At 72.7% G+C, this 25596-nt stretch carries 22 protein-coding genes; 8 read left to right on the top strand and 14 right to left on the bottom strand.

The features are described from left to right. Positions 1-57: 57 nt before the first annotated feature. Positions 58-1044 (top strand): UDP-glucose 4-epimerase GalE, encoded by a 987-nt coding sequence (galE, locus tag ACIGG8_RS18085; RefSeq protein ID WP_396549063.1) that lies wholly within the window; start codon positions 58-60, stop codon positions 1042-1044. An 85-nt stretch (positions 1045-1129) separates the two neighbouring features. Here galE and ACIGG8_RS18080 read toward each other — a convergent pair whose 3' ends face one another. Then, positions 1130-3508, bottom strand: coding sequence for a PQQ-binding-like beta-propeller repeat protein (locus tag ACIGG8_RS18080; RefSeq protein ID WP_396549061.1), 2379 nt, complete (start codon positions 3506-3508; stop codon positions 1130-1132). 424 nt (positions 3509-3932) lie between these two features. Here ACIGG8_RS18080 and ACIGG8_RS18075 point away from each other — a divergent pair, with 424 nt between their 5' ends. Next, positions 3933-4580, top strand: a complete 648-nt coding sequence (locus ACIGG8_RS18075) for a TetR family transcriptional regulator (protein WP_030055725.1) — start codon at positions 3933-3935, stop codon at positions 4578-4580. 242 nt (positions 4581-4822) lie between these two features. On the opposite strand, the gene ACIGG8_RS18070 is transcribed toward ACIGG8_RS18075, so the two are convergent. The 6 genes from ACIGG8_RS18070 to ACIGG8_RS18045 form a co-directional block, all read right to left on the bottom strand. Continuing rightward, positions 4823-5767, bottom strand: a complete 945-nt coding sequence (locus ACIGG8_RS18070) for a beta-ketoacyl-ACP synthase III (RefSeq protein WP_396549058.1) — start codon at positions 5765-5767, stop codon at positions 4823-4825. Positions 5768-5906: 139 nt separating this feature from the next. Beyond that, positions 5907-7223: a L,D-transpeptidase family protein gene (locus ACIGG8_RS18065; RefSeq protein WP_396549057.1), complete on the bottom strand. Its 1317-nt coding sequence runs from the start codon at positions 7221-7223 to the stop codon at positions 5907-5909. 127 nt (positions 7224-7350) lie between these two features. Further along, on the bottom strand, positions 7351-8514 hold the full coding sequence (gene mqnE, locus ACIGG8_RS18060; RefSeq protein ID WP_396549055.1) for an aminofutalosine synthase MqnE: 1164 nt from the start codon (positions 8512-8514) through the stop codon (positions 7351-7353). A gap of 51 nt (positions 8515-8565) precedes the next feature. Continuing rightward, positions 8566-9528, bottom strand: a complete 963-nt coding sequence (locus ACIGG8_RS18055; RefSeq protein ID WP_396549053.1) for a threonine/serine dehydratase — start codon at positions 9526-9528, stop codon at positions 8566-8568. Positions 9529-9531: 3 nt separating this feature from the next. Then, positions 9532-9990 (bottom strand): Lrp/AsnC family transcriptional regulator, encoded by a 459-nt coding sequence (locus ACIGG8_RS18050; RefSeq protein WP_030055719.1) that lies wholly within the window; start codon positions 9988-9990, stop codon positions 9532-9534. A gap of 119 nt (positions 9991-10109) precedes the next feature. Continuing rightward, a complete protein-coding gene (locus ACIGG8_RS18045; RefSeq protein WP_350521556.1) occupies positions 10110-10793 on the bottom strand; it encodes a UbiX family flavin prenyltransferase in 684 nt (227 codons plus the stop codon). 67 nt (positions 10794-10860) lie between these two features. On the opposite strand from ACIGG8_RS18045, the gene ACIGG8_RS18040 reads away from it, so the two are divergent. From ACIGG8_RS18040 to ACIGG8_RS18015, 6 genes are all read left to right on the top strand, one after another. Beyond that, the gene (locus ACIGG8_RS18040) at positions 10861-11613 is read left to right on the top strand and encodes a cyclase family protein (RefSeq protein WP_350521557.1); all 753 of its coding nucleotides are present in this window, start codon (positions 10861-10863) and stop codon (positions 11611-11613) included. Between the two features lie 74 nt (positions 11614-11687). Further along, on the top strand, positions 11688-12404 hold the full coding sequence (locus ACIGG8_RS18035; protein WP_396549051.1) for an MOSC domain-containing protein: 717 nt from the start codon (positions 11688-11690) through the stop codon (positions 12402-12404). 188 nt (positions 12405-12592) lie between these two features. Continuing rightward, on the top strand, positions 12593-12979 hold the full coding sequence (gcvH, locus tag ACIGG8_RS18030; protein WP_396549049.1) for a glycine cleavage system protein GcvH: 387 nt from the start codon (positions 12593-12595) through the stop codon (positions 12977-12979). A gap of 70 nt (positions 12980-13049) precedes the next feature. After that, positions 13050-13805, top strand: a complete 756-nt coding sequence (locus tag ACIGG8_RS18025) for an alpha/beta hydrolase (RefSeq protein ID WP_350521560.1) — start codon at positions 13050-13052, stop codon at positions 13803-13805. 359 nt (positions 13806-14164) lie between these two features. Beyond that, a complete protein-coding gene (locus ACIGG8_RS18020) occupies positions 14165-16597 on the top strand; it encodes a HelD family protein (protein ID WP_396549046.1) in 2433 nt (810 codons plus the stop codon). Positions 16598-16714: 117 nt separating this feature from the next. Beyond that, on the top strand, positions 16715-17950 hold the full coding sequence (locus tag ACIGG8_RS18015) for an MFS transporter (protein WP_396549045.1): 1236 nt from the start codon (positions 16715-16717) through the stop codon (positions 17948-17950). A 62-nt stretch (positions 17951-18012) separates the two neighbouring features. Here ACIGG8_RS18015 and ACIGG8_RS18010 read toward each other — a convergent pair whose 3' ends face one another. The 7 genes from ACIGG8_RS18010 to ACIGG8_RS17980 form a co-directional block, all read right to left on the bottom strand. Further along, positions 18013-18963, bottom strand: coding sequence for a RimK family alpha-L-glutamate ligase (locus ACIGG8_RS18010; RefSeq protein WP_396549043.1), 951 nt, complete (start codon positions 18961-18963; stop codon positions 18013-18015). 38 nt (positions 18964-19001) lie between these two features. Then, the gene (gene panD, locus ACIGG8_RS18005; RefSeq protein WP_350521564.1) at positions 19002-19418 is read right to left on the bottom strand and encodes an aspartate 1-decarboxylase; all 417 of its coding nucleotides are present in this window, start codon (positions 19416-19418) and stop codon (positions 19002-19004) included. Between the two features lie 94 nt (positions 19419-19512). Further along, positions 19513-20154 (bottom strand): methyltransferase, encoded by a 642-nt coding sequence (locus ACIGG8_RS18000; RefSeq protein ID WP_396549041.1) that lies wholly within the window; start codon positions 20152-20154, stop codon positions 19513-19515. A gap of 31 nt (positions 20155-20185) precedes the next feature. After that, complete coding sequence (locus ACIGG8_RS17995) at positions 20186-21517, bottom strand: hypothetical protein (protein ID WP_396549039.1); 1332 nt, start codon at positions 21515-21517, stop codon at positions 20186-20188. Further along, complete coding sequence (locus ACIGG8_RS17990) at positions 21514-22695, bottom strand: hypothetical protein (RefSeq protein ID WP_396549038.1); 1182 nt, start codon at positions 22693-22695, stop codon at positions 21514-21516. The genes ACIGG8_RS17995 and ACIGG8_RS17990 overlap by 4 nt, the downstream gene beginning before the upstream one ends. A 55-nt stretch (positions 22696-22750) precedes the next feature. Then, the gene (locus tag ACIGG8_RS17985) at positions 22751-24109 is read right to left on the bottom strand and encodes a DUF6002 family protein (RefSeq protein ID WP_350521568.1); all 1359 of its coding nucleotides are present in this window, start codon (positions 24107-24109) and stop codon (positions 22751-22753) included. A 387-nt stretch (positions 24110-24496) separates the two neighbouring features. Further along, positions 24497-25540, bottom strand: a complete 1044-nt coding sequence (locus tag ACIGG8_RS17980; RefSeq protein WP_350521569.1) for a methyltransferase — start codon at positions 25538-25540, stop codon at positions 24497-24499. Positions 25541-25596: the final 56 nt, after the last annotated feature.

Here is a 25596-nt window from a genome sequence, read left to right as displayed (position 1 = left end):
GTGCCCCGGCGTCGCCCCGCAGGTGGGGGCTTGAAGGCGGGCCCTAGGATTCGCCGCATGACTTGGTTGATCACCGGCGGTGCCGGATACATCGGCGGGCACGTCGTCCGCCAGCTGCTCGATGCCGGTGAGCACGTCGTCGTCCTGGACGACCTGAGCACCGGCGACGCGTCCCGCCTCCCGGCCGGTGTCCCGCTGGTCCAGGGCTCCACCCTGGACCGCACCGTCCTGGACGCCGCGATCCGCGAGCACGGCGTCCGGGGCGTCCTGCACTTCGCCGCCAAGAAGCAGGTCGGCGAGTCGGTCGAGCAGCCGTTCCTGTACTACCGCGAGAACATGATCGGCCTGCAGACCGTCCTGGAGGCCGCCGCCGGGGGCGGGGTCGAGCGCTTCCTGTTCTCCTCCTCCGCCGCGGTCTACGGCATGCCCGACGTCGACCTGGTCACCGAGTCCACCCCCTGCGCCCCGATGAGCCCGTACGGCGAGACCAAGCTCGCCGGCGAGTGGCTGGTCGCCGCGGCCGGGAAGGCCCACGGCATGTCCACCGTGGCCCTGCGCTACTTCAACGTGGCCGGCGCCGCCTCCCCCGAGCTCTCCGACGCCGGGGTGTTCAACCTGATCCCGATGGTCTTCGAGCGGCTCACCGCCGGCGAGGCCCCGCGGGTCTTCGGCGCCGACTACCCGACGCCGGACGGCACCTGCGTGCGCGACTTCATCCACGTCGCCGACATCGCCTCGGCCCACGTGGCGGCCGCGAAGCGGCTGGCCGCGGACCCGGCCGGGGCCACCGCGCTGGTGCTCAACATCGGCCGCGGCGAGGGCGTCAGCGTCCAGGAGATGCTGGCGGTGATCGGCAAGGTCACCGGCTACGACACCACCCCCGAGGTGACCCCGCGCCGCCCCGGCGACCCCGCCCGGGTGGTGGCTTCCGCCGACCTGATCCACCGCGAGCTGGGCTGGAGCGCGCGCCACGGCGTGGAGGAGATGGTCGCCTCCGCGTGGGACGGCTGGTGCAGCCGCCACCCGGAGGCCCGCAGGGCCTGACGGGCCCGGGGCCGAGCTGCCCCGAACAGGCGTGCCGGTGGCGGCGGGGCAGGTGCTCCGCCGCCACCGGCACGTGTGCCCCGCCTCAGCGGGCGGGCACCGCCGTGCCGTAGAAGGCGTCCAGCGCGTACACGCAGCGGTCCTTGGAGCCGACGAAGACCCGCCCGCCGACGGCCACCGGCGAACCGGTGAGCTCGCCCTTGGTGCCGAGCTCCCAGCGCAGCTGACCGCTCGCCAGGTCCAGGGTGTGCAGCGAGTGGTCCCGGCTGCCCAGGTGCACCAGGCCGTCGGCCACCGCCGGGGAGCCGACGATCTCGCCGCGCGCGGTGTAGCGCCAGCGCTCCCGCCCGGTCGCCGCCTCGAAGGCGTACAGCACCTCGCCGCTGCCGACCAGCACCATGCCGTCCCCGACCACCACGGGCTCGCCGCCCTGACGGCTGCCGGTGACCCCGCGCCAGCGGTCCAGGCCGGTGGCCGCGTCCAGCGCGTAGACCGTGCCCAGGTAGTCGGCGACGTAGACGGCGTCGGCGTCCAGCGCGGGCGGGGTGAACAGCACCACCGGCGCCTCGAAGCGCCAGCGCTCGGCCCCGCTCGCCGCGTCCAGCGCGTACACCCGGGTGCCGGCGGTGACGTACAGCACGCCCCCGCGCTCGACCGGGTGCGAGGGCACGTCCTCGCCGACCGGGAAGGACCAGCGCAGGCCGGCACCGCGCGGGTCGATGCAGCGCAGCCGCCCGGCTCCGTAGTAGTAGGCGGCGCCGCCCACCAGGACCGGGCCGGACTGCGGGTTCTCGTAGTCCTGCTGGGCGTCGTCGGCGCGCCACAGCTCGGCGCCGTTGGCCGCCGAGCGCAGCTGGACGCCGCCGCCCCTGATGCCGCAGCAGAGCACGCCGTCGGCGGCCGAGAGCGAGTAGACCCAGCCGTCCAGCGAGGTGCGCCAGCGCTCGGTGCCGTCCGCGGCGTCCACGGTGTACAGGTGCGGGCCGTCCGCGGCGTGCACCCGGCCGGCGTCCACGGCGAGCGCCCAGGCGACGTCCCGGGTCTTGTAGCGGCGCTCGCCGGAGCCGATGTCCAGCGCGTGCACCTCGAAGCTGGAGACGAAGAGCGTGCCGTCGGCGACCACCGGGGTGCCCCAGACGTCGTTGGACATCCGGAACCGCCAGGGGCGCCAGCGGGCGGCCGGAGCCGGCGGGGGCGGCGGGGTGGGGGCCGCCCGGCGGACCCAGTCGGTCGCGGCCGGGGCGGTGTTCGGGCCGGGCTGCTCGTGCTCGGCCCGCGGCCCCGGGCCTATCCGCACCGAGGCGCCGGAGAGCTGCACCTCGACGGCGCCGCCGGCCGGCGCGCGGTGCCTGTTCGGGGAGGCGATCTTCGCGGTCGGGATCTCGGCGTCGGAGGCCTGGCCCGGCCGCGGGGAGGCGTGCACCGGCCCGGCCGGCGGCTGGGCGTGCCGGCCCGGGTTGGTGCGCGGGTCGGCCGGCCCGTGGGGCTGCGGCGGGACCTGGGGGTGCGGCGGGGGCGGGGGCGGCTGGGGCGCCTCCGCCGGGCCCTGGGGCGCGCGGGCCGGCGGGGCCGGGCGGCGGCCGCGCTTGCGCTCGATCAGCTCCAGCGCGTTGGCCGGCAGCCAGTCCCCGGCCTCTCCGGAGGCGTCGTCCCGGGAGAAGAGGTGCGGGGCCAGCTCGGCCTGGATCTGTGCCGGGGTGGGCCGGTGCTCGGCCGCCTGCTGCATGCAGGCGCGCACCAGGTCCATCAGCTCGGGCGGCATGCCGGTCAGGTCCGGCTCCTCGCGCAGCAGCTGGAACACCGTCTCGACCGGGTTGGAGCCGCGGTACGGCGGGTGCCCGGTGGCGCAGAAGACCATCAGCGAGCCAAGCGAGAAGACGTCGCTGGCACCCCGGACGGTCCGGCTGTCCCGGGCCTGCTCGGGGGACATGTAGGCGGGGGTGCCGACGGCGACGTTGGTCATGGTGAGCCGGGTGCTGGAGACCCCGGCCGCGATGCCGAAGTCGATCACCTTCGGGCCGTCCTCGACCACCAGGACGTTGGAGGGCTTGAGGTCGCGGTGGATCAGCCCGGCCGCGTGGATGGACTGCAGGGCCTCCGCGATCCCGGCGACCAGCCATCGGGTGGCCTCCACCGGCAGCGGGCCGCACTCCTCGACCAGGTCCTCCAACGAGGGCGCCGGGATGTACGCGGTGGCCAGCCAGGGCACCCGGGCGTCCGCGTCGGCGTCCACCACGGCCGCCGTGTAGAAGCCGCCGACCGTCTTGGCGGCCGCGATCTCGCGCGCGAAGCGGACCCGGAACAGCTCGTCCTCGGCCAGCTCCCCCCGGACGGTCTTGATGGCCACCCGTCGCCCGGACGCGGACCGCGCCAGGTAGACCAGCCCCATCCCACCCGCGCCGAGCCGCCCCAGCACCTCGAAGGGCCCGATCCGCCTCGGATCGTGCGCCGTCAGCTGGTCCACTCCGCTGCCACCTCCCCGTTTCCGCACCCGCCGCGTGGTGCCGGACCCGATTCTCCAACGCCGCCCGGCGCATCTCCAACCTCCCCCGCCCGGAGAGCACCGTCGAGCGCCCCCGGGCCGACGGGAACGGAACGGCCGGATTCTGACGCCCGCTCCGGCTGCGGCTTGCGCTCGGCGCCCCGGACCGTCCACTTCGGAACGATTCAGGACCCACCCCGAGTCGTCACGCTCCGTCACCCGACCACCCCTCAGCGGACTCGCCGTCACGCTGTGAGATCAAAGGCACACGGGGGGGCTTCAACAGGGGCTTCGGAGCCCGGTGAATATCCGTCCGAAGTGGTTCATGCCGCTATAGCAACCCCCGTGCGGAGTAATAGTCGCATCACCGAATCGCGCCAAGATCGTGCCACGGTAAGCTGACGGCATGACAGGACAAGTTCGCACCGTCGACGGTCGCGTCGCCGGGCGACGCGGACAGGAGACGCGGCAGAAGCTGCTCGACTGCCTCCGCGAGATGCTCAGCACGTCGCCCTATCGGGACGTCAAGGTCATCGACGTCGCCCGTATGGCGGGTACCTCCCCCGCGACCTTCTACCAGTACTTCCCGGATGTCGAGGGCGCAGTCCTCGAAATCGCCGAGGAAATGGCCAAGGACGCCGACACCCTCAAAGAGCTGGTGGCCGGAAAGTCCTGGGCAGGGAAGTCCGGACCGACCACTTCGGAAGAACTGGTCGACGGATTCCTCGCCTTCTGGCGCAAGAACGACGCCATTCTCCGAGTGGTCACGCTCGGTGCCGCCGAAGGGGACAAGCGGTTCTTCAAGATCCGCATGACGGTCCTCAACGCGGTCGCCAAGCCGCTCGCGGAAGCCGTCAAGGAACTCCAGGCGAAGGGTCAGGCCGACAAGTCGCTCGACCCGAACGCCGTGGCCGGGGCCCTGGTCTCGCTGCTCGCTTCGGCGGCCGAGCACCAGAAGGCCTTCACTTCCTGGGGCGTCAAGGTCAAGGACCTCAAGCCCAACCTCGCTCCCCTGGTGTACCTGGGCGTCACCGGCAAGAAGCCGCCCAAGTAGACCGATCCCCACACCCACCATCCGCTCCGCGCGCAGCCCCGGCCTCCTGTCCGGGGAACGACGGACGGCGGCCGTGTCCTCGGGGGAGGTCCGCCGACGTACCGCACCGCGCGCCAGACATGCCGGTGGGCGGGCACCCGTACGAGGGTGCCCGCCCACCGGCATTCGTCGTTCGCGGAGCCTTCCGGCCGCGGCCGGGGCCCGTCTTCGGGGCCCGGGCCTGCGGAGGCTTGAGAGGGGTCTCAGGGGCAGCGCACGACCTGTCCGGCGTACGCCAGGCCGCCGCCGAAGCCGAAGAGCAGGACCGGGTCGCCGGGCGAGAGCTCGCCGCGCTCGACCAGCTTGGAGAAGGCCAGCGGGATGGAGGCCGCCGAGGTGTTCCCGGAGTCGACCACGTCCCGGGCCACCACCGCGTCGGCGAGGCCCAGCTTGCCGGCGATGGCGTCGATGATCCGCAGGTTGGCCTGGTGCGGGACGAAGCCCTTCAGCTCGGCCGGGTCGATCCCGGCGCGCTCGCAGGCCTGCCGGGCGAGCGGGGCGAGCTGGGTGGTGGCCCAGCGGAACACCGACTGGCCCTGCTGGCTGATCACCGGGTCCCAGCCGGTGATCACCACGGCGTCGCCCTTCTCCGGCTCGGTGCCCCAGACCACCGGCCCGATACCGGGCTCGGCGCCCTCCTCCTGGGCCTCGACCACCGCGGCGCCCGCGCCGTCGCCGAAGATCACGCAGGTGGAGCGGTCGGTCCAGTCGAGCGTGTCGCTCATCCGCTCGGCGCCGATCACCAGCGCGCGGCGGGCCGCGCCGGCCCGGATCGCGTGGTCGGCGGTGGCCAGGGCGTACGAGAAGCCGGAGCAGACCGTGTTGATGTCGTACGCGGCGGGCGAGCGCACCCCGAGCCGGGCGGCCACCGCGGCCGCGGTGTGGGGGCTGCGCTCGATCGCGGTGCAGGTGGCGACCACCACGAGGTCGATCTCCGCCGCCGTCCGACCGCTGTTGGCGAGCGCCTTCTGTGCGGCCTCGGTGGCGAGGTCGACCAGGCTCTCGCCTTCGGCGATGTGCCGGGTGCGGATGCCCACCCGGCTGCGGATCCACTCGTCGTCGGTGTCGACCAGCGCCCTCAGGTCGTCGTTGGTGAGGACCTTGGGGGGCTGGTAGTGCCCGAGTGCCACAATGCGCGAACCGCTCATGCTGCCATGGAACCGGGTTACCCGCTGGTCAGCGGGGCACGACCGGCGACAGGATCCGCGCTCATGATCTGTAGGGGATCGACAAGGACCGTTGGGGGGACCGGGTCCGGTCCCCGCGTCCGGGCGCGGACGGCGGGGGTCAGGTGGCCAGGGTGGCGGTGTCGCCCATCACGATGACCGGGTGGGCGGCCGGGTCCAGGGTACGGATCAGCTGGGCCATCTTGTCCTCGGGGATCGACACGCAGCCGTGGGTGGGGCCGTCGTGGTCCACGTGGAGCCAGATGCCGCCGCCCTTCTTGGCGCCCATCGGGCGGCGCGCGTCGAGCGGGGAGTTTCCGGCGACCCGGTTGTAGTTGATCGCGACCACGTAGTCGAAGGATCCGGCCAGCTGGTCGCCGAAGAAGCCCGTGCCGGAGACCACGAAGCTCGGGTCCTTGTCGTACGGGAGCTTGCTGCCCGGGTCGGCCAGGCGGCCGCCCGCGTCGCTGAGGCCGAAGACGCCGATCGGGCTGCGCAGGTCGCCCTCGTTGTGGTCGGTGGTCCAGCCGTTCTTGCCGTTGTGGCCCTGCCAGGTCTCGCCGGCCAGCCAGCGCCCCTCGGGGGTGCGGGTCCACAGGACGACGGTGTTCTTGTCGGTGTTCTTGTCCGCGCCGGAGGCGACCACGACCTGGTTGGTCTCGGCGGGGATCTTCGCGGTGAAACTGGCACCGAGGCCGGGTATCGCGGCCACCGAGGCGTCCGGGCGGGCCTCGCCGCGGGCGGCGGCCTGGGGTGCTGCCTGCCGGTCGGAGGCGGCCTGGACGGCCGCGGGGGCCGGGGCGGGCTGGTCGGGCTTGCTGACGCCGTCGGGGCCGGGGCCGTCGGCCGCGGCGAGGCCGGGCTTGGCGCCCTCCTGGCCGACGGTGTACCAGCCGGCGGCGGCCGCCACCAGCAGGGCGGTGCCGGCCATCACGGCCTTGCCGTGACGTTTCTTCTGCTTCGCCTTGCGCCGTCGGCCCCGGGCCGCCGCCCGACCGCCCGCGACGGGCGTGGCAGCGGGCACCACGGGCGCCAGGGGCGCCAGGGGCACGGCGGCCGACTCCTGGACGGCCGGCTCCCGCACCGGCTCGTACGGCCCGAACGGCTGCGCGTACGCCTCGGAGTACCCGTCAGCGGCCTGCTCGTAGGACGAGTCGTACGGCTGCTCGTGGACGTGCTCGCCGGACTGCTCGTACCCGGGCTCGTAGGACTGCTGGTAAGGCTGCTCGTACGACTGCTCGTAGGACGTCTCGTACGGCTGGTACACGCCCTGGCCGTAGTCCTGCCCGGCGGGCTCCGGGTACGCCTGCCCGACCGGCTGCGGGTACGGCTCGTAGGTGCCGTACGGCGCCTCCTGCGACTGCTGCGGCACCCCGTACACCGGTTCCTGCATCGGCTCGTACGGCGGGTACTCGGTGGCGCGATGAGAACCGGACATGTCGTCGATCCTGCCAAACGGCATACCGGTTGGTAAACCCGGGTCGCGTGCGGAGGCCGTGAAGGCACCGCCGCCCGGGCCGGAGTGCGGCCCGGGCGGCGGGGAAGTGCGCAGGCCGGAGGGTGCGTCAGAGACGCATCGCCTGCGGCGACTCACGGCGCATCGGGTCCGGGCCCTCGTACTCGCGGATGATCTCGTAGCGGGTGTTGCGCTCGACCGGGCGGAAGCCGGCGTCGCGGATCAGGCCCAGCAGGTCGTCACGGCCGAGCTTGTTCGGGGTGCCGAAGTTGTCCGCGTCGTGGGTGATCTTGTACTCGACCACCGAGCCGTCCATGTCGTCCGCGCCGTGGCTGAGCGCCAGCTGTGCGGTGGTGACGCCGTGCATCACCCAGAAGACCTTGACGTGCGGGACGTTGTCGAAGAGCAGCCGGGAGACGGCGAAGGTCTTCAGCGCCTCGGCGCCGGTGGCCATCTCGGTGCGGGCCATCAACCTGTTGCGCACGACGCCGTCCTTGGAGTCGTGGAAGTCGTGCTGGTAGCGCAGCGGGATGAAGACCTGGAAGCCGCCGGTCTCGTCCTGCAGCTCGCGTAGCCGCAGCACGTGGTCGACCCGGTGGCGGGGCTCCTCGATGTGGCCGTACAGCATGGTGGCCGGCGTCTTGAGGCCCTTGGCGTGCGCGAGGCGGTGGATCCGCGACCAGTCCTCCCAGTGGGTGTCGTGGTCGACGATGTGCTGCCGGACCTCCCAGTCGAAGATCTCCGCGCCGCCGCCGGTCAGCGACTCCAGGCCGGCGTCGATCAGCTCGTCCAGGATCTCGTCGGCGGACAGGCCGCTGATCTTCTCGAACCAGTGGATCTCGGTGGCGGTGAAGGCCTTCAGCGAGACGTTCGGCAGGGCGGCCTTCAGCTCCCGCAGCGAGCGCGGGTAGTAGCGCCACGGCAGGGTCGGGTGGAGGCCGTTGACGATGTGCAGCTCGGTGAGGGAGTCGACCTCCATCGCCTTGGCGAGGCGGACGGCCTCCTCGATGCGCATCGTGTAGGCGTCCTTCTCGCCCGGCTTGCGCTGGAACGAGCAGTACGCGCAGGACGCGCTGCACACGTTGGTCATGTTGAGGTGGCGGTTGACGTTGAAGTGGACGACGTCGCCGTTCTTCCGCGTCCGCACGTGGTGGGCCAGCCCACCCAGCCAGGCCAGGTCGTCGCTCTCGTAGAGCGCGATCCCGTCCTCGCGGGTCAGCCGCTCACCCGCGTAGACCTTCGCCTCCAGCTCGCGCTTGAGCCCTGCGTCCATGCGGTGCCCCGCCTCCTCCGACTTCGATTCCTTGCCGGAACGAGGTTACGCCTATGCCGAGAGCAGCTCCGCGAGCAGTGCGGGTTCGATGTTCCCGCCGCTGACCACGGCCGCCACCGACTGGCCGCCGGTCTCGGCGGCGCAGTGGAAGTACGCGGCCGGGGCGACCGCCCCGGAGGGCTCGGCGACCAGCCGGCCGCGCCGGGCCAGCAGGGCGACGGTGGCGCGGATCTCGTCCTCGGTGACGGTGACGATGTCGTCCACGTAGGCGGTGATGTGCTCGTACGGCAGCACGCCGACGGACGGCGTGCGCAGGCCGTCCGCGATGGTGCGGTAGGTGTCGGCGACCGGCCAGGAGAGCCGTCGGCCGGCCCGCAGGCTGGCCCGGGCGTCCGCCGCCAGCTCGGGCTCCACCCCGATCACCCGGATGCCCGGGCGGGTGAGCTTGAGCGCGGCCGCCGTGCCGCCGATCAGGCCGCCGCCGCTGACCGGCACCAGGACGGTGTCCAGCCCGGCCGGGGCGTCCTCGGCGATCTCCAGGCCGACGGTGCCCTGGCCCGCGATGATGAACGGGTCGTCGTACGGGGGCACCCAGACGTAGCCGTGCTTCTCGGCGAGCTCGCCGGGCAGGGTGTCCCGGTCCTCGGGCGACACCAGGACCACCTCGGCGCCGAAGGCCCGGGTGGCGTCCACCTTCACCGCGGGCGAGGTGTCCGGCATCACGATCACGGCCTTGATGCCGAGCAGCCCGGCCGCGTACGCCACCGCCTGCGCGTGGTTGCCGCTGGACTGGGCGACCACGCCGCGGGCCCGCTCGTCCGCGGTGAGCGCGGCCAGCCGGTTGTAGGCGCCGCGGGTCTTGAACGCACCGGTCGGCTGGAGGTTCTCGGGCTTCAGCCAGAGCTGCCGCTCCCCCTCGGCCGCCCAGGGGGCGGGAACCAGCGGGGTGCGCACGGCGACCCCCGCGATCCGCTGCCGAGCCGCGCGCAGCTCCTCCAGTCCGACCAGTGCCATGCGTCACTCTCCTACAGGAGGAAGTTCACTCACCCGGTTCTCCCACTTCGTGGAGAGTACGACCGTGGTGCGGGTCCGGGCCACGCCTTTTGTGCCCGAGATCCGCTTCACCACCGACTCCAGGCCCGCCACGTCGGCCACCCGGACCTTGAGCATGTAGGAGTCGTCACCGGCGATGAACCAGCAGTCCTCGACCTCGTTGAGGTCCTTCAGCCGGAACGCCACGTCCTCGTGGTCCGCGGCGTCCGTGAGCTGCAGGCCGATCAGGGCCGTGACGCCGAAGCCGAGCGATGCCGGGTTGACCGTCGCCCGGTAGCCGGTGATGACCCCGGCCTGCTCCAAGCGGTTGATGCGGTCCGTGACGCTCGGGCCGGAGAGTCCGACCAGCCGGCCCAGCTCGGCGTAGGACGCACGGCCGTTCTCCCGGAGCGCCTGGATGAGCTGTCTGTCCACCGTGTCCATATACCGTCCGCGTCCTTCCGAACCTCTCCAGACCCACAGATCATTATCCGGATTCAAAGGCACTGTGCGCCGACCGACCCGGATATCGCAGAGAACATACTCTCCCGCCCTCGGTCTCCTTACTCCCCCTCAGCCGGAGCGCCGTCCCCGCCGCCGGTCCGGCGGGCCGCCGCCCCCAACTCCCCTTCCCAGCGCAGGTACAGGGAATGCGGTACGCCGACGGCGTCGAGCACCCGTCCGGCGACAAAATCCACGAGTTCGCGCACGGTGGAGCCGCCGGCGTAGAAACCGGGCGAAGCGGGCAGGACGACCGCGCCCTGCGCGTCGAGTTCCACCAAGTGCTTCAACGTCACCCCGTTGAGTGGCGTCTCGCGGACGCACACGACGAGCGGCCGGCGCTCCTTGAGGGTGACGCTGGCGACCCGCTGCAGCAGGTCCTTGCTCAGCCCCAGCGCGATCCCGGCCACCGCACCGGTGGTCGCGGGCACCACCAGCATGCCCTTGGCGGGGTACGAGCCGCTGGACGGGCCGGCCGCGAAGTCCCCGGCGGGCCAGTAGCGGACGTCGCCCAGGCCGTCCTCGGGGCCCTCGACGCCCAGCCAGGCGGCCAGGTCGGCGCGCCAGTGGGCGTCCCGGAAGGAGATGCCGGTCTCGTCCAGGATGGTCAGCCGGGCGGCCCGGCTGACGATCAGGTCCACCGCCTCCCCCGCGGCCAGCAGCCCCCGGATCACCGAGGCCGCGTACGGCGTCCCCGACGCGCCCGAGACCCCTACCACCCACGGTTGACGCTTCGCATTTCCCATGGGGCATTTCTATCCGGCTTCCCCCGGTCCGGCCGCATCCGCGGTCGCCCCTGGAAGGATGGGGGCCATGGCAGCGACCCTCGTCGACCTCACCCATCAGGTGACCACCGCGATGCCGGTCTACCCCGGCGACCCGGCCGTCGTGCTGACGCCCGCGCTCACCACCGCCACCGCCGGGGTGAACGTGCTGGCCCTGCACCTCGGCTCGCAGTCCGGGACGCACGTGGACGCGCCGTACCACGTGGACGTCACCTGGCCGACCCTGGACGGGCTGCCGCTGGAGCGGTTCACCGGCCCGGCCGTGCTCGCCGACCTGCGCGGGCTGGAGCCCCGGGCGGCCGTCACCCCCGAGTTGCTCGCCCCCGCGCTGGAACGGGCCGCGGACTCCGGCGAGGGCACCGTCCTGCTGCTGGCCACCGGCTGGGCCCGGCACTGGGGCACCGACGCCTACCTCGCCCACCCGAGCCTGACGCCGGCCGCCGCGGAGGCCATCGTGGCCGCCGGGGTGCGCACGGTCGGGGTGGACGCGCTCAGCGTGGACCCGACGCCCGACCCGGGGCCGGGTGACCCCGCGGTGGCCGCGCTGCTGGCCGACCTCACCGACGAGCACGACCCGGATGCCGCCGACGAACCGTCGCTCGCCGCGCACCGGGTGCTGCTGGGGGCGCCCGGCGGCGGAGTGATCGCCGAGAACCTGACCGACCTGCGGGCGCTGCTGGAGGCGCAGGAGGCCGGCCGCCCGGTGACCGTCTCGCTGTTCCCGCTGCGGCTGGTCGCGGCCGACGGCGCCCCGGTACGGGCGGTGGCCCGGCTGGGCTGAACCGCGCCGATCGCCGCCGCCCGTACGCCACTTGGTCTAGACCATCCCCGGTGGCGGCAGTACGCTGTCCGCCCATGGCTGAGATCATCGGAGTGATCGAGCGACTCTGGCGCTACCCCGTGAAATCCACCGGCGGCGAGCGGCTCGACTCCGTCGAGGTGGACCGGCGCGGCCTGGCCGGCGACCGCCTCTACGCCGTCCGCGACGCGACCGGGAAGCTCGGCTCCGGCAAGAACACCCGCCGCTTCCGCCGGATGGACGGCCTGCTGCGCCTCTCCGCCCGCCTCGGCCACCGGATCGACGGCCCCGAGCTCTTCGACCCGCTCGGCCGCCCGGTCGACCGGCCGACCGCCTTCCTGCGGGCCTACCTCCAGCGCGCGGACGTCGAACTCGCCCGCGAGGACGCCGTCCCGCACTTCGACCGGCTGCCGGTCAGCCTGCTCACCACCGCCACCCTGGACTGGGTCCGCGAGGCCGTCCCCTTCGCGGTCGTCGACGAGCGCCGCTTCCGGCCCAACATCGTGCTGCGCACCCCGCCCGGCACCCCGCCGTTCGTCGAGGACGCCTGGTTCGGCCGCCGGGCCCGCGCCGAGGCCCCGGGCAGCGCCCGGCTCGCCTTCGTCACCTCCAGCGAGCGCTGCGCGATGACCGGCGCCCCGCAGCCGGGGCTGCCGCACGCGCCCGAGATCCTCAAGGCCGTCGTGCACGCCCACGACGGCCGCCTCGACGCCCTCGCCGAGGTCGCCGCCCCGGGCCGGCTCCGGGTCGGCGACCGCCTGGTCCTGGACTGACGCCGACTCACTTCACCGTACGGGGAGGCCCGATCAGGCAGAACGGATGTCCGGCCGGGTCGGCGCGGCGCAACGCCCGATTCTCACTCTTTCGGGTGACCGTCACGGCGGCGGGCGTCGGGCTGTAGCAGGCTGAAACACCGGAACTGACGCCTCGTCAGTAGAACGCCGATCCCACGGAGGCCGCGATGTCCGCAATCCCGAACAACCTCAAGTACACCGAGGATCACGAGTGGGTGGACCTCTCGACGAAGGGCAAGGCCCGCATCGGCATCACCGACTACGCGCAGAAGCAGCTCGGCGACATCGTCTTCGTCGAACTCCCCAAGGCAGGGCAGAAGTTCGAGACGGGCGAATCGTTCGGCACGGTCGAGTCGGTCAAATCGGTGAGCGACCTGTTCGCACCGCTCCCCGGGACGGTCGCCACGGCCAACGAGGAGCTGAACGAGGAGCCCGAGCTGATCAACACCGACCCGTACGGTGACGGTTGGATCATGGAACTCACCCTGGACGGGTCCGCAGCGCCGGCCGAGCTGCTCACGGCCGCCCAGTACAAGGCCCACCTCTCCGAGTAGCGGGCGGACGGACCGGACGCCCCGCGAACCGGCCGTTCGGGCGGGCGGGCCGAGGGGAACGACCCATGGCATGACGATCCCTCACCGCACGACCGGCACCGGCGACCACCACGTCCTGGTCCTGCACGACTGGTTCGGCACCAGCGCGGGCTGGGGCCCGTTCCTCGACTACCTCGACGGCGGCGCCTTCGGCTACGCCTTCCTCGACTACCGCGGCTACGGCGAGCGCAAGGACGTGACCGGCGACTACACCCTCGCCGAGATCGCCTCCGACGCGCTCGCCCTGGCCGACCAGCTCGGCTGGGACCGCTTCTCGGTGGTCGGCCACTCGATGGGCGGCAAGGCGGCGCAGCAGGTGCTCGCCGAGGCGCCGCTGCGGGTGCGCAAGCTGGTCGGCCTGGCCCCGGTGCCCGCCGGGGCCTACCCGCTGGACGAGGCCGGCGAGGCGCTGTTCCACGGCGCCGCCGGGGACCGGGAGAAGCGCCTCGCGATCCTCGACCTGGTCACCGGGCAGCGGGCCGGCCGGGTCTGGCTGGACCGGATGGTCGACCAGTCCCTGCACCTGTCCACGCCCGAGGCCTTCGGCGGCTACGTCCGCGACTGGACCACCGCCGACCTGGAGCGCCGGATCAGCGGCAACCCGGTGCCGGTCAAGGTGATCGTCGGCGCGCACGACCTCGCCCTGACCGCCGACGTCATGCGCGCGACCTGGCTCACCCACTACCCCAACGCGGAGCTGGAGGAGCTCGGCGGCAGCGGCCACTACCCGATGTACGAGACCCCGGTGGCCCTGGCGGCGTCGCTGGAGGGCTTCCTGCACGACTGACGCCCGTCGGCGGCGCGCGGGAGGTCGGCCTGGCCGGCTTCCCGCGTCCGGCCCGGGGAAGCCACTCCGAACAAGTCTGCTATACTGCCCGCAGGTTCGTGATCTCCGAACCGGTTTCCCGAGGCGCTGCACGGTGGCTCCGCCACCCCGCCTCTCCCGCTCGCTCCCCGGCTCGACGGGTGCAACGCGGCGGACCGCAGGACACAGCACAGCAGCCCGACGACTCGATTCCCGGCCTCCGGGACCCACGATCGTCGACCCCGACACCCTCCAGGCCACCGGCCGGGAGGGTGTTCGTCGTTTTCCGCCCCCGTCACCGGCGCGCCACCGGGCACGCCGGCCTTCGCCATGGAGCCGCTATGACGTCTTCCCCACCGGAGCACCCGGCCGAGCCGGTCGAGCTCCACCGTGAGCAGAACCAGCTCGACCTGCTCTACCGTCAGATGGACGTCCTGCGCGAGGAGACCGGCCGGGAACTGCGCGACGTACTGCACGAGTCCACCGGCACCGCACAGGCGCGGGTGGAGCGCGGGGCCACGGCGGCGCGGCTCGGCCGGCGGCTGGCCGCCCTGGAGGCCGCCGAGCACGGCCTGTGCTTCGGCCGGCTCGACCGGGCTGCCGGTGACCGCCTCTACATCGGCCGGATCGGCGTCCCGGGCACCGGTCCGGACGACGACCCGCTGCTCATCGACTGGCGCGCCCCCGCCGCCCGGCCGTTCTACACCGCCACCGCCGCCGCCCCCCAGGGGGTCCGGCTGCGCCGCCACCTGCTGACCCGCAACCGCCGGGTCCTGCGGGTGGACGACGAGGCGTTCGACGACCTCGCCACCGTTCCCGACGACACCCTGCAACTCTCCGGCGAGGCCGCACTGCTGGCCGCCCTGCGGCAGAGCAAGACGGGCCGGATGAAGGACGCCGTCGCGACCCTCCAGGCCGAGCAGGACCGCATCATCCGCGCGCCGCACGCGGGCGTCCTGGTCGTCCAGGGCAGCCCGGGCACCGGGAAGACCGTCGTCGCCCTGCACCGCGCCGCCTACCTGCTCTACACCCACCAGCGCCTGGAGCGCACCGGAGTCCTGGTGGTCGGTCCGAACCCGGTCTTCCTCGACTACGTCGGCCAGGTCCTGCCCGGCCTCGGCGAGACCAGCGTGCTGCTGTCCTCCGTCGGCGGGCTGTACCCGGGGCTCTCGGCCGTCGGCGAGGAACCGCCGGGTGCCGCCGAGGTCAAGGGGCGGCTGGCCATGGCCGACGTCCTGGCGGCGGCCGTACGGGCCCGTCAGGCGGCCGTCACCGAGCCGGTCGAGGTGGTGGTCGGCGGCGAGTTCATCCGGCTGACCCCCGAGTTCCTGGCCGAGGCCGCAGCCGGTGCGATCGGGGACGGCGTCCAGCACAACCTCGCCAGGCCCGCGTTCCGCGAGGCCCTGTTCGACGAACTGGCCGACCGGCTGGCCCGGGTGATCGGCGAGATCGAGGCCGGTTTCGAGGACGTCCTGGCCGGTCAGCTCGACGTCTCGGAACTCGACCGGTCCATCCAGGAGGACCTCGCGAGCGTCTTCGGCGAGGGCGTCGCCGCGTACGACCTCAAGGCGCAGGAGCCGGTCGAGTTCGCCGAGCGGAAGGCCCACTGGCTGGACGCGCTGCCCCGCGACCCGGTGGCCCGCAAGCTGCTGGACTCGCTCTGGCCGCTGCTCACCCCGGAGCAGCTGCTCACCGAGCTGTTCGCCGACCCCGGCCTCCTCGCCGAGGCGGCGCCCCGGCTCGGCGACGCCGAACGGGCCCTGCTGCGGCGCGCTCCGTCGGCCCCCTGGACCCCCGCCGACATCCCGCTCCTCGACGAGGCGGCCGAACTGCTCGGCCACGACGACCGGGCCGAGACCGCGCGGGAGGCCGCCCGGCGGGAGGAGCAGAACGACTACGCCCAGGGCGTCCTGGACATCGCGCGCGGCTCCCGCGACCGGGACGGCTCGGCGGAGGACTCCGAGCGGCTGCACGTCTCCGACCTGCTCAGCGCCGAACAGCTGGCCGCCTGGCACACGGAGGCCGATTCGCGCACCATCGCGGAACGGGCGGCGGCCGACCGCTCCTGGGTCTTCGGCCACGTCATCGTCGACGAGGCGCAGGACGTGTCGCCGATGACCTGGCGCCTGCTGGTGCGCCGCTGCCCCACCCGCTCGTTCACCATCGTCGGGGACGTGGCGCAGCGCAGCGAGGCCGCCGACTCGGTCTCCTGGCAGCAAGTCCTCGAACCGGTCTTCGGCACCCGCTGGCGGATGACCGAACTGACCGTCAACTACCGCACCCCCGTCGAGATCATGGCGGCCTCGCACCGGGTGCTGGCGGCGATCGCCCCGGACCTCACCCCGGCGCACGCGGTCCGCGACGGCGCCGAGCCGCCCCGGTACGAGCGCACCACCCCCGAGGAGTTCCCGGCCCGGCTGGCCGAGGTGGCGGCCGGGGCGGCCCGCGGCAGCGCGGGTGCGCGGGTCGCCGTGATCGTGCCCACGGGCGAGCTGGAACGGCTCGCCACGGCCGTCGCCGCGGCGGTCCCCGGCGCCTCCTGGGGCACGGACCCCGACCTGCAGAAGGACGTCGCCGTCCTGAGCGTCCGGCAGGCCAAGGGGCTGGAGTTCGACTCGGTCGTGGTGGCCGATCCCCAGGGGATGCTGGACGGCTCCCCGCGCGGACTCAGCGACCTCTACGTGGCGCTGACCAGGGCCGGCCGGAGCCTGCACGTGCTGCACCCCGGCCCGCTGCCGGCCGTCCTGGACCTCCGCGACCGGCAGCCCTCCTGACCGGTCCGCCGGCGCCCGCACCCTCCCCCGCCCCCCTCCGTCCCCCTGCCATCCGTCCCCCTGCCATCGGTCCCCCTGCCCCCGTACGCCCGCCCGGATAAGGAATCCACCAACGACATGTCGACCACGCTGACCGTCCCGCTCCGCCACGTCGCGGGGTTCCGGAACTTCTGGCTCTCCCGCGCGGTGTCCGGCCTCGGATCCGCCATCACCACCGTCGCGCTGCCCGTCCTGGTCTTCCAGGAAAGCGGCTCGCCCCTGCTGGTCTCGCTGGTCGCGGCCTCCGCGACCCTGCCCTACCTGGCCTTCGGCCTGATCGCCGGGGCGGTCTCGGACCGGGTGGACCGCCGCACCCTGATGATCGTCACCGACGTCCTCAACGCCCTCTGCATCGGCTCCGTCCCGCTGGCCTGGGCGATGGGCTGGCTGACGGCGGGCCACGTCGTCGCGGTGGCCTTCCTGTCGTCGAGCCTCGCCCTGTTCTTCGACGCGGGGGTGTACGGCTTCGTGCCCGACATCGTCGGGAAGGAGAGCCTGACCCAGGCCAACAGCGCGATCTACGGCGCGGAGACGGTCGTCCGCATCGCCGGCAACGCGGTGGCGGGCGGGCTCATCGCGCTGTTCCGCCCGGCCGGCACGCTCGCCCTGGACGCCCTGAGCTTCGCCGTCTCGGCGCTCTTCATCCGGGCCGTCACCAATGTCGCGGCCCGGATCGCACCCGCGGGCGCGCGGCCGGGCTTCAAGGAGTCGATCAGCGAGGGCCTGCGCTTCCTCGCCGGCCACCCCACGCTGCGGGTCATGACGGTGGTCGGCACCCTCCAGTCGTTCTCCGGCGGTGCCATCGTCGGCCAGCTGGTGGTCTTCGCCGACCGGGTGCTGGGCATCCACGGCTCGGACGGGCGCATCGGCCTGCTCTACATGGCGTGGAGCGCCGGCGGCATCGGCGGGTCCATGCTGCTGCCCCGGCTGCGGCGCCGCTTCGACGCCTTCCCGCTGCTGCTGTGGGTGCTGCCGGTCGGGGCGCTGCTCGGCCTCGTCGTCGTCCTCACCACCGACTGGCGGATCGCCCTGGTGGCGCTCGCGGTGTGGGGCACGGCCTACCTCGTCGTCCTGGTGAACACCATGACCTACTCCCAGGAGGTCACGCCGTCCGAGCTCCAGGGCCGGGTCAACACCACCCGCCGGATGCTGTCCTCGGGCCTGGGCGTCCCGCTCGGCGCGCTGGTGGCGAGCACCATCACCCTGTCCGTCGGCATCCGGGCCGGGATGGCCACCGCGGTCGTCTCGATCACCCTCGCCGCCGTGGTCGTGTGGGTGGTGCAGCTGCGCCGTCGGCTGAGCCCGGCGCAGTAAGCAGACGGAGGCCGCGCCGCCCAGGAGGGCGGCGCGGCCTCGTCATCATGGCCGGAACCGGCTCACCGGCCGGGCTGTGCCTCGAACCGGCGGCGGATCCAGCCGAAGAAGGCGTCCGCGACCTTGCCGAGCTCCGGCTCGGGCATCATGGTGAAGCCGCCGTGCGCGGTGCTCCACTCGTTGAGCACCGGGCCGGATTCGGTCATCAGCCAGTCGATGCACATCCATTCGGCCCGCAGGTCCTGCGCCATCCGGCCGCAGAACTCGGCGACCTCGAAGTGGTCCTCGTTCACCTCGATGCTCCCGCCCTGGCTGACGCTGGCCAGGTAACCGCCGGGCCGGGGACGGCGGGTCAGGGAGGAGACGACCTTGCCGTCGGCCACGAAGACCCGCATGTCGCCGAGGTGTTCGATCAGGGGCTGCACGATGTACCCGGAACCGGCCTGGGCGGCGATGTCGATCGTCGCCGCGAGCTGCTGGTCGGAGTCGACCCGCAGGACACCGAAACCACCGGTCATCTCACGCGGCTTGACGACGTACGGTCCGTCGCCGAGCTCCCGCCGCACCTCCTCGATCGCCCGGCGGGCGTACCTGCCGGGGGGCACGGTGACGGTCGGCGCGGTCGGTATGCCCAGGCCGGCGGCGTGCTGGAGCTGGGCGAGCTTGTCGCGCTCCAGGTAGTCGGGGCCGTCGAACGAGCGGTTGAGCAGCACCGATCCACTGGCCTCGATGGTGCGGTAGACGGCGCGCAGCGCCTGCAGGCCCTGCGGGTCGGTGGCCATGTCCTCCACGATGAAGCACTGCCGCTGCTCCAGCAGGTCCTCACCACCGTGGCGCAGGACGGGTCGGCCCACGCAGGACGGCACCAGCTCCGTCGCCCTGATCACCCGGAAGTCGAAGCCGCGGGGCTGCGACAGCACCGAGTAGCGCCGGGTGATGCTCTCCTCGAACGCCTCCACCTCCGCCGGATCGGAGTCCTCGGACTGGTAGATCCATGAGATCACCGGGTTCATACGCGTGAGTCCTTCTCTCGCTGGTGAGTGGGCCACCGCTACCGGGACACCCGGTTGCCGGGCGTCAGGCCGAAGCCGGCCGGGACCTGCGCCGGGTCGCTGTCCTGGCTCACGATCCGGTTGTCGCCGTCCACGAAGACCACCCGGGGCTTGAGGTCCCGGGCCTCGTCGTCGGTGACCGTTCCGTACGCGATGAGGATGACCAGGTCCCCGGGGCTGATCAGGCGGGCGGCGGCACCGTTGATGCCGATGACCCCGGAGTCGCGGGGGCCCTCGATGACGTACGTGGTGAGCCGGGCCCCGTTGTCGATGTCCACGATGTCGACCTGTTCGCCCGGGAGCAGGTCGGCGGCCTCCATGAGGTCGGCGCTCACGGTGACCGAGCCGACGTAGTGGAGGTCCGCCTGGGTCACGGTCGCGCGGTGGATCTTGGACTTCATCATGGAACGCAACATGATGCGGTCTCCTTGCGTGGTGTCTTGGGGGTGAACTGCCAGGGCCCGTCTTCAAGCCCCCGCCTGCGGGGCGACGGGGGTTTGAACACGGGCCCTAGGCCTGTTCGGGCAGCCGGGACCAGACGAAGTAGTAGTCCTCGTAGCCGTCGCCGCACTCGAAGGCGCCGACGACCTCCAGGCCCGCCTTCTCGGCCATCCCGGTGAAGTCCTCCGGGGCGGAGAACCGGTGGTTCTCCTGGACGACGACGGACCCGCCGGGCCGCAGCCGCTCCGCCGCCGCGTCGTAGAACTCCCGGTGGATGGCCCAGTCGGTGTCCTTCCAGATCAGCGGGGAGTGGCTGTGCTGGTACTCCGAGCCGGCCGCGACCGCGTTGACGTGCGGCGGGTTGCCGATCATCAGGTCCCAGCGAAGGTCGCCGGGCACGTCGTCGAAGCCGTCCGACAGGTGGAACCGCACCTTCCCGTCGAGGTCGTTCGCCTCGACGGTCCGCGCGACCGCCGCCCCGGCGTCGGGGTTCACGTCGCCCAGGTCGAGGCGGTCGCAGAGACCGGCCGCCAGCAGGGAGAAGCCGATGAATCCGGGGCCGGCACACCACTCGAAGACCGAGCCGACCCGGCCGAACCGGGACCGCACGAACGGCTCGTAGGCCCGCCCGAAGGCGTTGCCGCCACCGTCGAGTTCGGCCGTGTAGGACACCGAGAGCGGTCCGTACCGGGCCTGCGCGTAGGTCGTCATGCCATCCTCCTGGGAAGGGTTCGGGTGCCGGTCACCGGAGGGCGAGCGCCACGTTCGACAGGGCGCCGTGACCGTGGATGCTGACCACGCCGTCCCGGTCCGGCGGCAGGTAGCGCACCATGCAGCCGGCGTCCCGCCGGTCGAACAGGAACGGGCTGAACACGGGGACCACGTCGGCCTCGTGGCCGCCGGATCCGTCCGGCCCGGCGAACTCCATGCGGTACGGCACCGGTTCCACCAGCTCCTGCGCGATGTGGTCCTCCGCCGCGACGGCCGCGGCGACCACGGCCCGCCAGGTCCGCGGCGGGCACGAGCGGCCCACCACGACCTGGGCGCCGCTCATCCCGATGGCGGGCTTCAGCACGAAGTCCTCCTGCCGGTCCAGCAGCAGCTCCGGCAGCGGCACGGTACGGCCGTGCCGTTCGACCGGACGGTCCCCGACCACCCGGGTCCACGGCAGGTAGCGGGCGACGACCTCCCGGTCCCGGTCCGTCATCCACGGCCGCCCCTCGGAGACCCAGCCGAGCACCTTCTTGTTGGCGATCAGGTAGGCCGTCTGGCTCGCGATCAGGTGGACGCCGGCGTCCAGCGCGGTCCGCACGGGCGCCAGGTCGATGCCGTGCTCGCGCCATTCGAGGATGGTGAAGTGGCGCAGGCCGAGCCGGAAGCGGGGTTCGCCGGGCAGACCGAGCCCTTCCAGCAGGTCCTCGGGCTCGAACACCTCGGCCGCCAGGCCGCGCCGGCGCAGCGACTCCGCCTGGACCTCGAAGTAGCGGCCGTTCCCCCCGAAGTCGCGGAGCGTGCCGACGATCGCCACCGCGGGCGGGACGCCGAGGTCCCGGACGGCGCGGACGAAGAGGTCGTCGCGCACCGCGAGCGGGTCGACGGCGTCGAAGGGCATCCGCCCGGGGCCGCCGAACGCCGCCACCCAGGCGGCGGTGTGCAGGGCGGTGTCCACCACCCCGCCGATGCCGGACCCGATGTTGAACTCCACGAACTTGGGGCCGTCCGCGCCCACCATCACGTCGGGCCGGGCGATGCAGGTGGCGTAGTCCTCCTCCACCGGGCCGGCCGTGAACAGGGGGTACATCCGCTCGTCGGCGCCGAGGGCGGCGATCCGCCCGGCCGCCGTGGGTGCGCGTTCCAGCAGGGTCCGCCGCAGCAGGCCCAGCAGCGCCGCGGTGGCGGTGAACAGTTCGTCGTAGGAGGACCGCGGCAGCAGGACCGGCCGCAGCGATGCCGTGGAGGGCACCACGTGGGCGTACTCGCCGTCTGCCAGCCGGGCCAACTCCGCTTGCACGGCGGCCGGTTCGGCCCGATTGCCGAGCGGCAGCGGCTCGCTGCCGTACCACCGGGCGGTCACGAGCCGACCCTTCCGGTGCGCCGGCCCGCCACCGGGGCGAGGAAACGGTCGAGGTCCACCTCGCGCACCCCCGCCACCCCGGGGGACTTGGCGGAGTAGTCGAGCCGCGGGGCGCGCTGCGCGTCGTGGAAGTAGACCGCCTCCAGGGAGCCGTCCGGGGCCTCGGCGAGCAGCGGGTTGGCGACCAGGTAGTCCCGCACCTCGGGGGTGTCGCTGCGGACCTGGAACCACAGCCGCTTGTGGCCGAAGTGGTTCGGCGGCAGGACCACGCTGGTGCCGAAGCGCCGCTTCCACTGGTAGGTGCCCTTGCTGAGGAAGGGCTCGGTGCCCTGGAAGTCGAGCCGGCGCACGCCGTGGCGGGCGCACCAGTCGATCAGGAGGTGGTAGATCGCCTTGAACGCGCCGCTGTCGTAGTGCTGCTGCGCGCCGTCGGCCACGCCCAGCAGGCGCAGGGTCATGGTGCGGGAGGCCCGGTCCCAGTGGCAGAGCGCCCCGCCGATCCGCTCGCCGCCCTCGGAGAGGACGAACATCCGGCCGTTCCGGAAGAGGCACTCGTAGGAGACGTCCCTGGTCTCGGTGCGCTCCCGGGCCCCGTGCCGCTGGAACATGGTGGGGCGGTAGTGGCCGTCGTAGAAGCGGTCGAACCAGGCCGGGTCGCGGTCGAGGCCCCAGGTCCAGTCGTGGCCCTTCAGGTCGCGCCGGAACTGCTGGCGCTCCCGCCTGGAGATGCGCTGCTGGGCGCTCTCCGGGTCCCCGTCGAAGTCGATCACGAAGTGGACCCGCATCGGCACGACCAGGGAGGCGGCCGCCGGCAGTTCGCGGGCGTGCGCGGCACTCGTGCCGACGATGACGATGTCCGCGTCCGGCAGCCGCTCCGGCGCGCGGAGGGCCGCGCCGGTCAGCCGGCCGGTCCGGCGCGCGGCCCCGAGCCGGTCGGCGTCCCGCCGCAGTTCGGTGAACTCCAGGGTGTACGCGAGGCCCTCGGCCAGGCCCGCGTAGCTCACCGACAGGCCGCCGACCTCGGAGCGGACGGCCGGGACGCCGGCACCGCCCCGGACGTCCCACGCGGCCCGCGCGGTCGCGAGGACGTGGTTGCCGCTGTTGCGCCAGTGGTAGCCGGCGTGCATGCGCAGCCGCTGGTGCAACGGGGAGCGCGGGGGCGGGACGGCGGGAAGCACGTCGGATCTCACCTCGGCAGGTCGTCGGTTCGTGCGGGCGGTACGGGAGCGGCGGTCACGAGGAGGACGTGGCCTTCAGCACCACGTTCTTGAGGTCCTCGGCGTCCTCCACCGGGTGCAGGTCGCGGACGGTGAGGTGGCCGTAGTCCCGGGCCGTGTAGCTGCCGGACCCGTGGACCAGGATGTCGGTCTCGGTCACCAGCCCGCGGTCGACCGCGTTCAGGACGCCGGTCACCGCCATGGTCAGCGACCACTCGCGCAGCTCGGTGGGGTTCGCCGGCAGCTGCACCCCCGCCGCGCCGAGCATCGCGCGGACCTGCCCGTAGCGGCTCAGGCACTCGGCCAGCGAGACCACGATGCCGGCGCCGCCCTGGCTGTGGATGATCTCGTTCATCCGCGGGGAGGTCGGCGGGTTCCGGGTGTAGAAGGTCGGGTCGAGCGTCTCGCCCGGGTCGAAGGTCGTGGCCGGGTAGTGCGGGTCGGCGCCCTGGGCGTACAGCCCGGTCTCGGCGTCGAGGGCGTACGCCGGGAGGTTGGCGGTGTCGGTGGAGCCGTCGTTGTACAGGCTGAGCACCATGTCGGGCGCGCCCAGGTGCTGGACCAGGAGGTAGCGCGGCGGCAGGGTCCGCGCCCGGACGTCCTCGGGGAGCCGGCTGCGCCCGTACGCGTGGCCGAGCAGGCCGTACGCGCTGGACACCGCGTGGACGTGCAGCCGGGCCTCGTCGGGCGCCGAGGGGAACAGCTCGGCCTCGGCCAGCGCCCTGACCACGTCCGCAGCCAGGTAGTTCTCCAGCTGCAGGGTGTACCAGAGGTTGGTCTCGCACTCCTTCTCCACCTGGCCCCGGAACTGCTCGGCGAGTCCGAGGGCGATGGTCTTCACCGTGCCGGGCGCTTCGCCGCCGTAGACCGCGATCGGGTTGCGCGCCCGCAGTGCGGGGTCGGTGAACAGCTCCGAGGAGCGCAGCTTGGCCACCGAGCCCTCGGGGACCACCGTGACCACGTTGAGCCGGTCGGCGTCGACCAGGCCGGTCCGGATGGCCCGCAGCACGGCGTCGCGCATGGCGATGGCCTTGTTGGCGGAGGACGGCGTGACGATGGTGACCCGCCGGCCGGTGTCCTGGATGAAGCGGATCGCCCTGGCGACGATGACCAGCGACGCGAAGGTCTTGGTGGTCATGGTGGCCGGGTTGCGGGTGAGGTCGAGCAGTGCGAGGCGCCGGCCCCGGTACGACGGCATTCCGACGTGGCCGAGGGCGGAGACTGACAGGTACTCGCGCATGGCGGGGGTGAGTTCGGGCAGTTCGACGCCCGGGGTGAACCCGTCGGTGTCGTTGTCGTCCCGGTCGCCCAGGAGGTCCCGCAGTGTCGCTCGGATCTCGTCGTAGTACTGGACAAGAGCGTTGTCGAGAACCACTTTTCCGTACCTTTCGGATACTGTTCCCGGCCACGGACCGGCATGTTCGGCCGACGAGTTCTTCGTCCGTGACGGGGTGGACGTCCGCAGTCCGCGCGCGTGGTCGCCGCCTGCCTGCCGGCTCGGCCGTCGTGGTCGACCGCCTCACGCGCCGGACCGTGCCCTGGGGGAGGCCGCGAGCGCCAGGCGCCGGTGGGCGCCGGGCCACGGCAGCGGACGCGCGTTCATGGTGTCGCAGACCGGACGGACCACCGAACGGCCGACGTGCGGCGGGGGGGGCGGCCCACGGAATTCCACGTCGCCGCTGTCTCCCAACGCTCCGCGAGACGGTGGCACGGCCTGCTCCCGGAAGCCTCAGCAGGTCGTGCCACCCGTTTTACGCGTCTACTACGGCTTGACGCCGATGTGGAAGCCGTGCTCGTAGTCGAGTTCCCCGACGGTCCTGACGTCGACGAATCCGACCTTGCTCAGCCAGCCCTCGAAGTCCTCCGCGGGATAGGCCATTCCCGTACCGCTGGCGAGAATGTTGAAGTAGAGGCCGAGCCGCGCGCCGTAGATTCCGGTGGTCTCTTCATTCGTGACGTTGTAGTCGTAGATGAAGATCCGGCCGCCGCTGGGCAGCACGTCATAGGCCTTCTTGAGAAGGGTGACGATCTGCTCCGGGGAGAAGATGCCCAGCACGTGGCTGAAAAGCACCGAATCGGCACCCTCGGGGAAGGGGGTGTCGAAGAAGTCGCCGGTGACCAGGTCGATCCGGTCGATGAAGGCCTGTGCTTCCTTGCCGTGGGCGAGCTCCGAGACGCTCGGCTGGTCGAAGACCGTCGAGCGCATGTTCGGGTAGCGGGCGAGCAGGCGGGCCGTGGTGGTGCTGTCGCCGCCGCCGATGTCCAGCAGGTGGCTGACGGTGCCGAACTCCTCGCGCTCCACCAGGTCGTTGATCGACGCGAGGGTGAAGGCCGCCATCGCCTTGTGGAAGACCGCTTCCAGCTCGGGGTTGCGGGTCAGCCGCTTGTAGAGCGTGGGCTCGTCGCCGGGGTAGCTCTCCAGCGCGGTGTTGGTGCCGGCCTTCAGGGCCTTGGTCATCTGACCGAAGGCGGGGTAGTAGATCTCCTTCCAGCCGATGAGGGTGTGCGCCCAGCTGTCGGGCTCGTCGGACGCCAGGAGGTCCTCGGCGACGGCGGAGTTGCGGTACTTCCCGTCGGTGCGCTCCATCAGACCGGCCGCGCAGATCCCCTGCAGCAGCACGCGGAGCTGGTGGGCCGGGACGCCGGAGAACTCGCGCAGCGCCTCGAAGTCGGAACCCGGGTTCTCCGACAGGTAGATGAACAGACGCAGCTCCGCCCCGGTCGCGGCGGCGTTGAACAGCGCCGGCGCGTTCATGAGGAAGTCGAACTGCTGATAGTCAGGGCCACTCTTTTGCTGGCTTGGCATTGCCTCTGAGCCTCCGCACCGGAACTCTCGTGAAGATCCGGATGGTTGGGTGGATT

It is taken from the genome of Kitasatospora sp. NPDC085464, from assembly GCF_044541955.1.
In the GTDB taxonomy this organism is placed as follows: Bacteria; Actinomycetota; Actinomycetes; order Streptomycetales; family Streptomycetaceae; genus Kitasatospora.
Note: the sequence above shows the minus strand (reverse complement) of the source record. Positions and strands in the feature narration are given on the sequence as shown.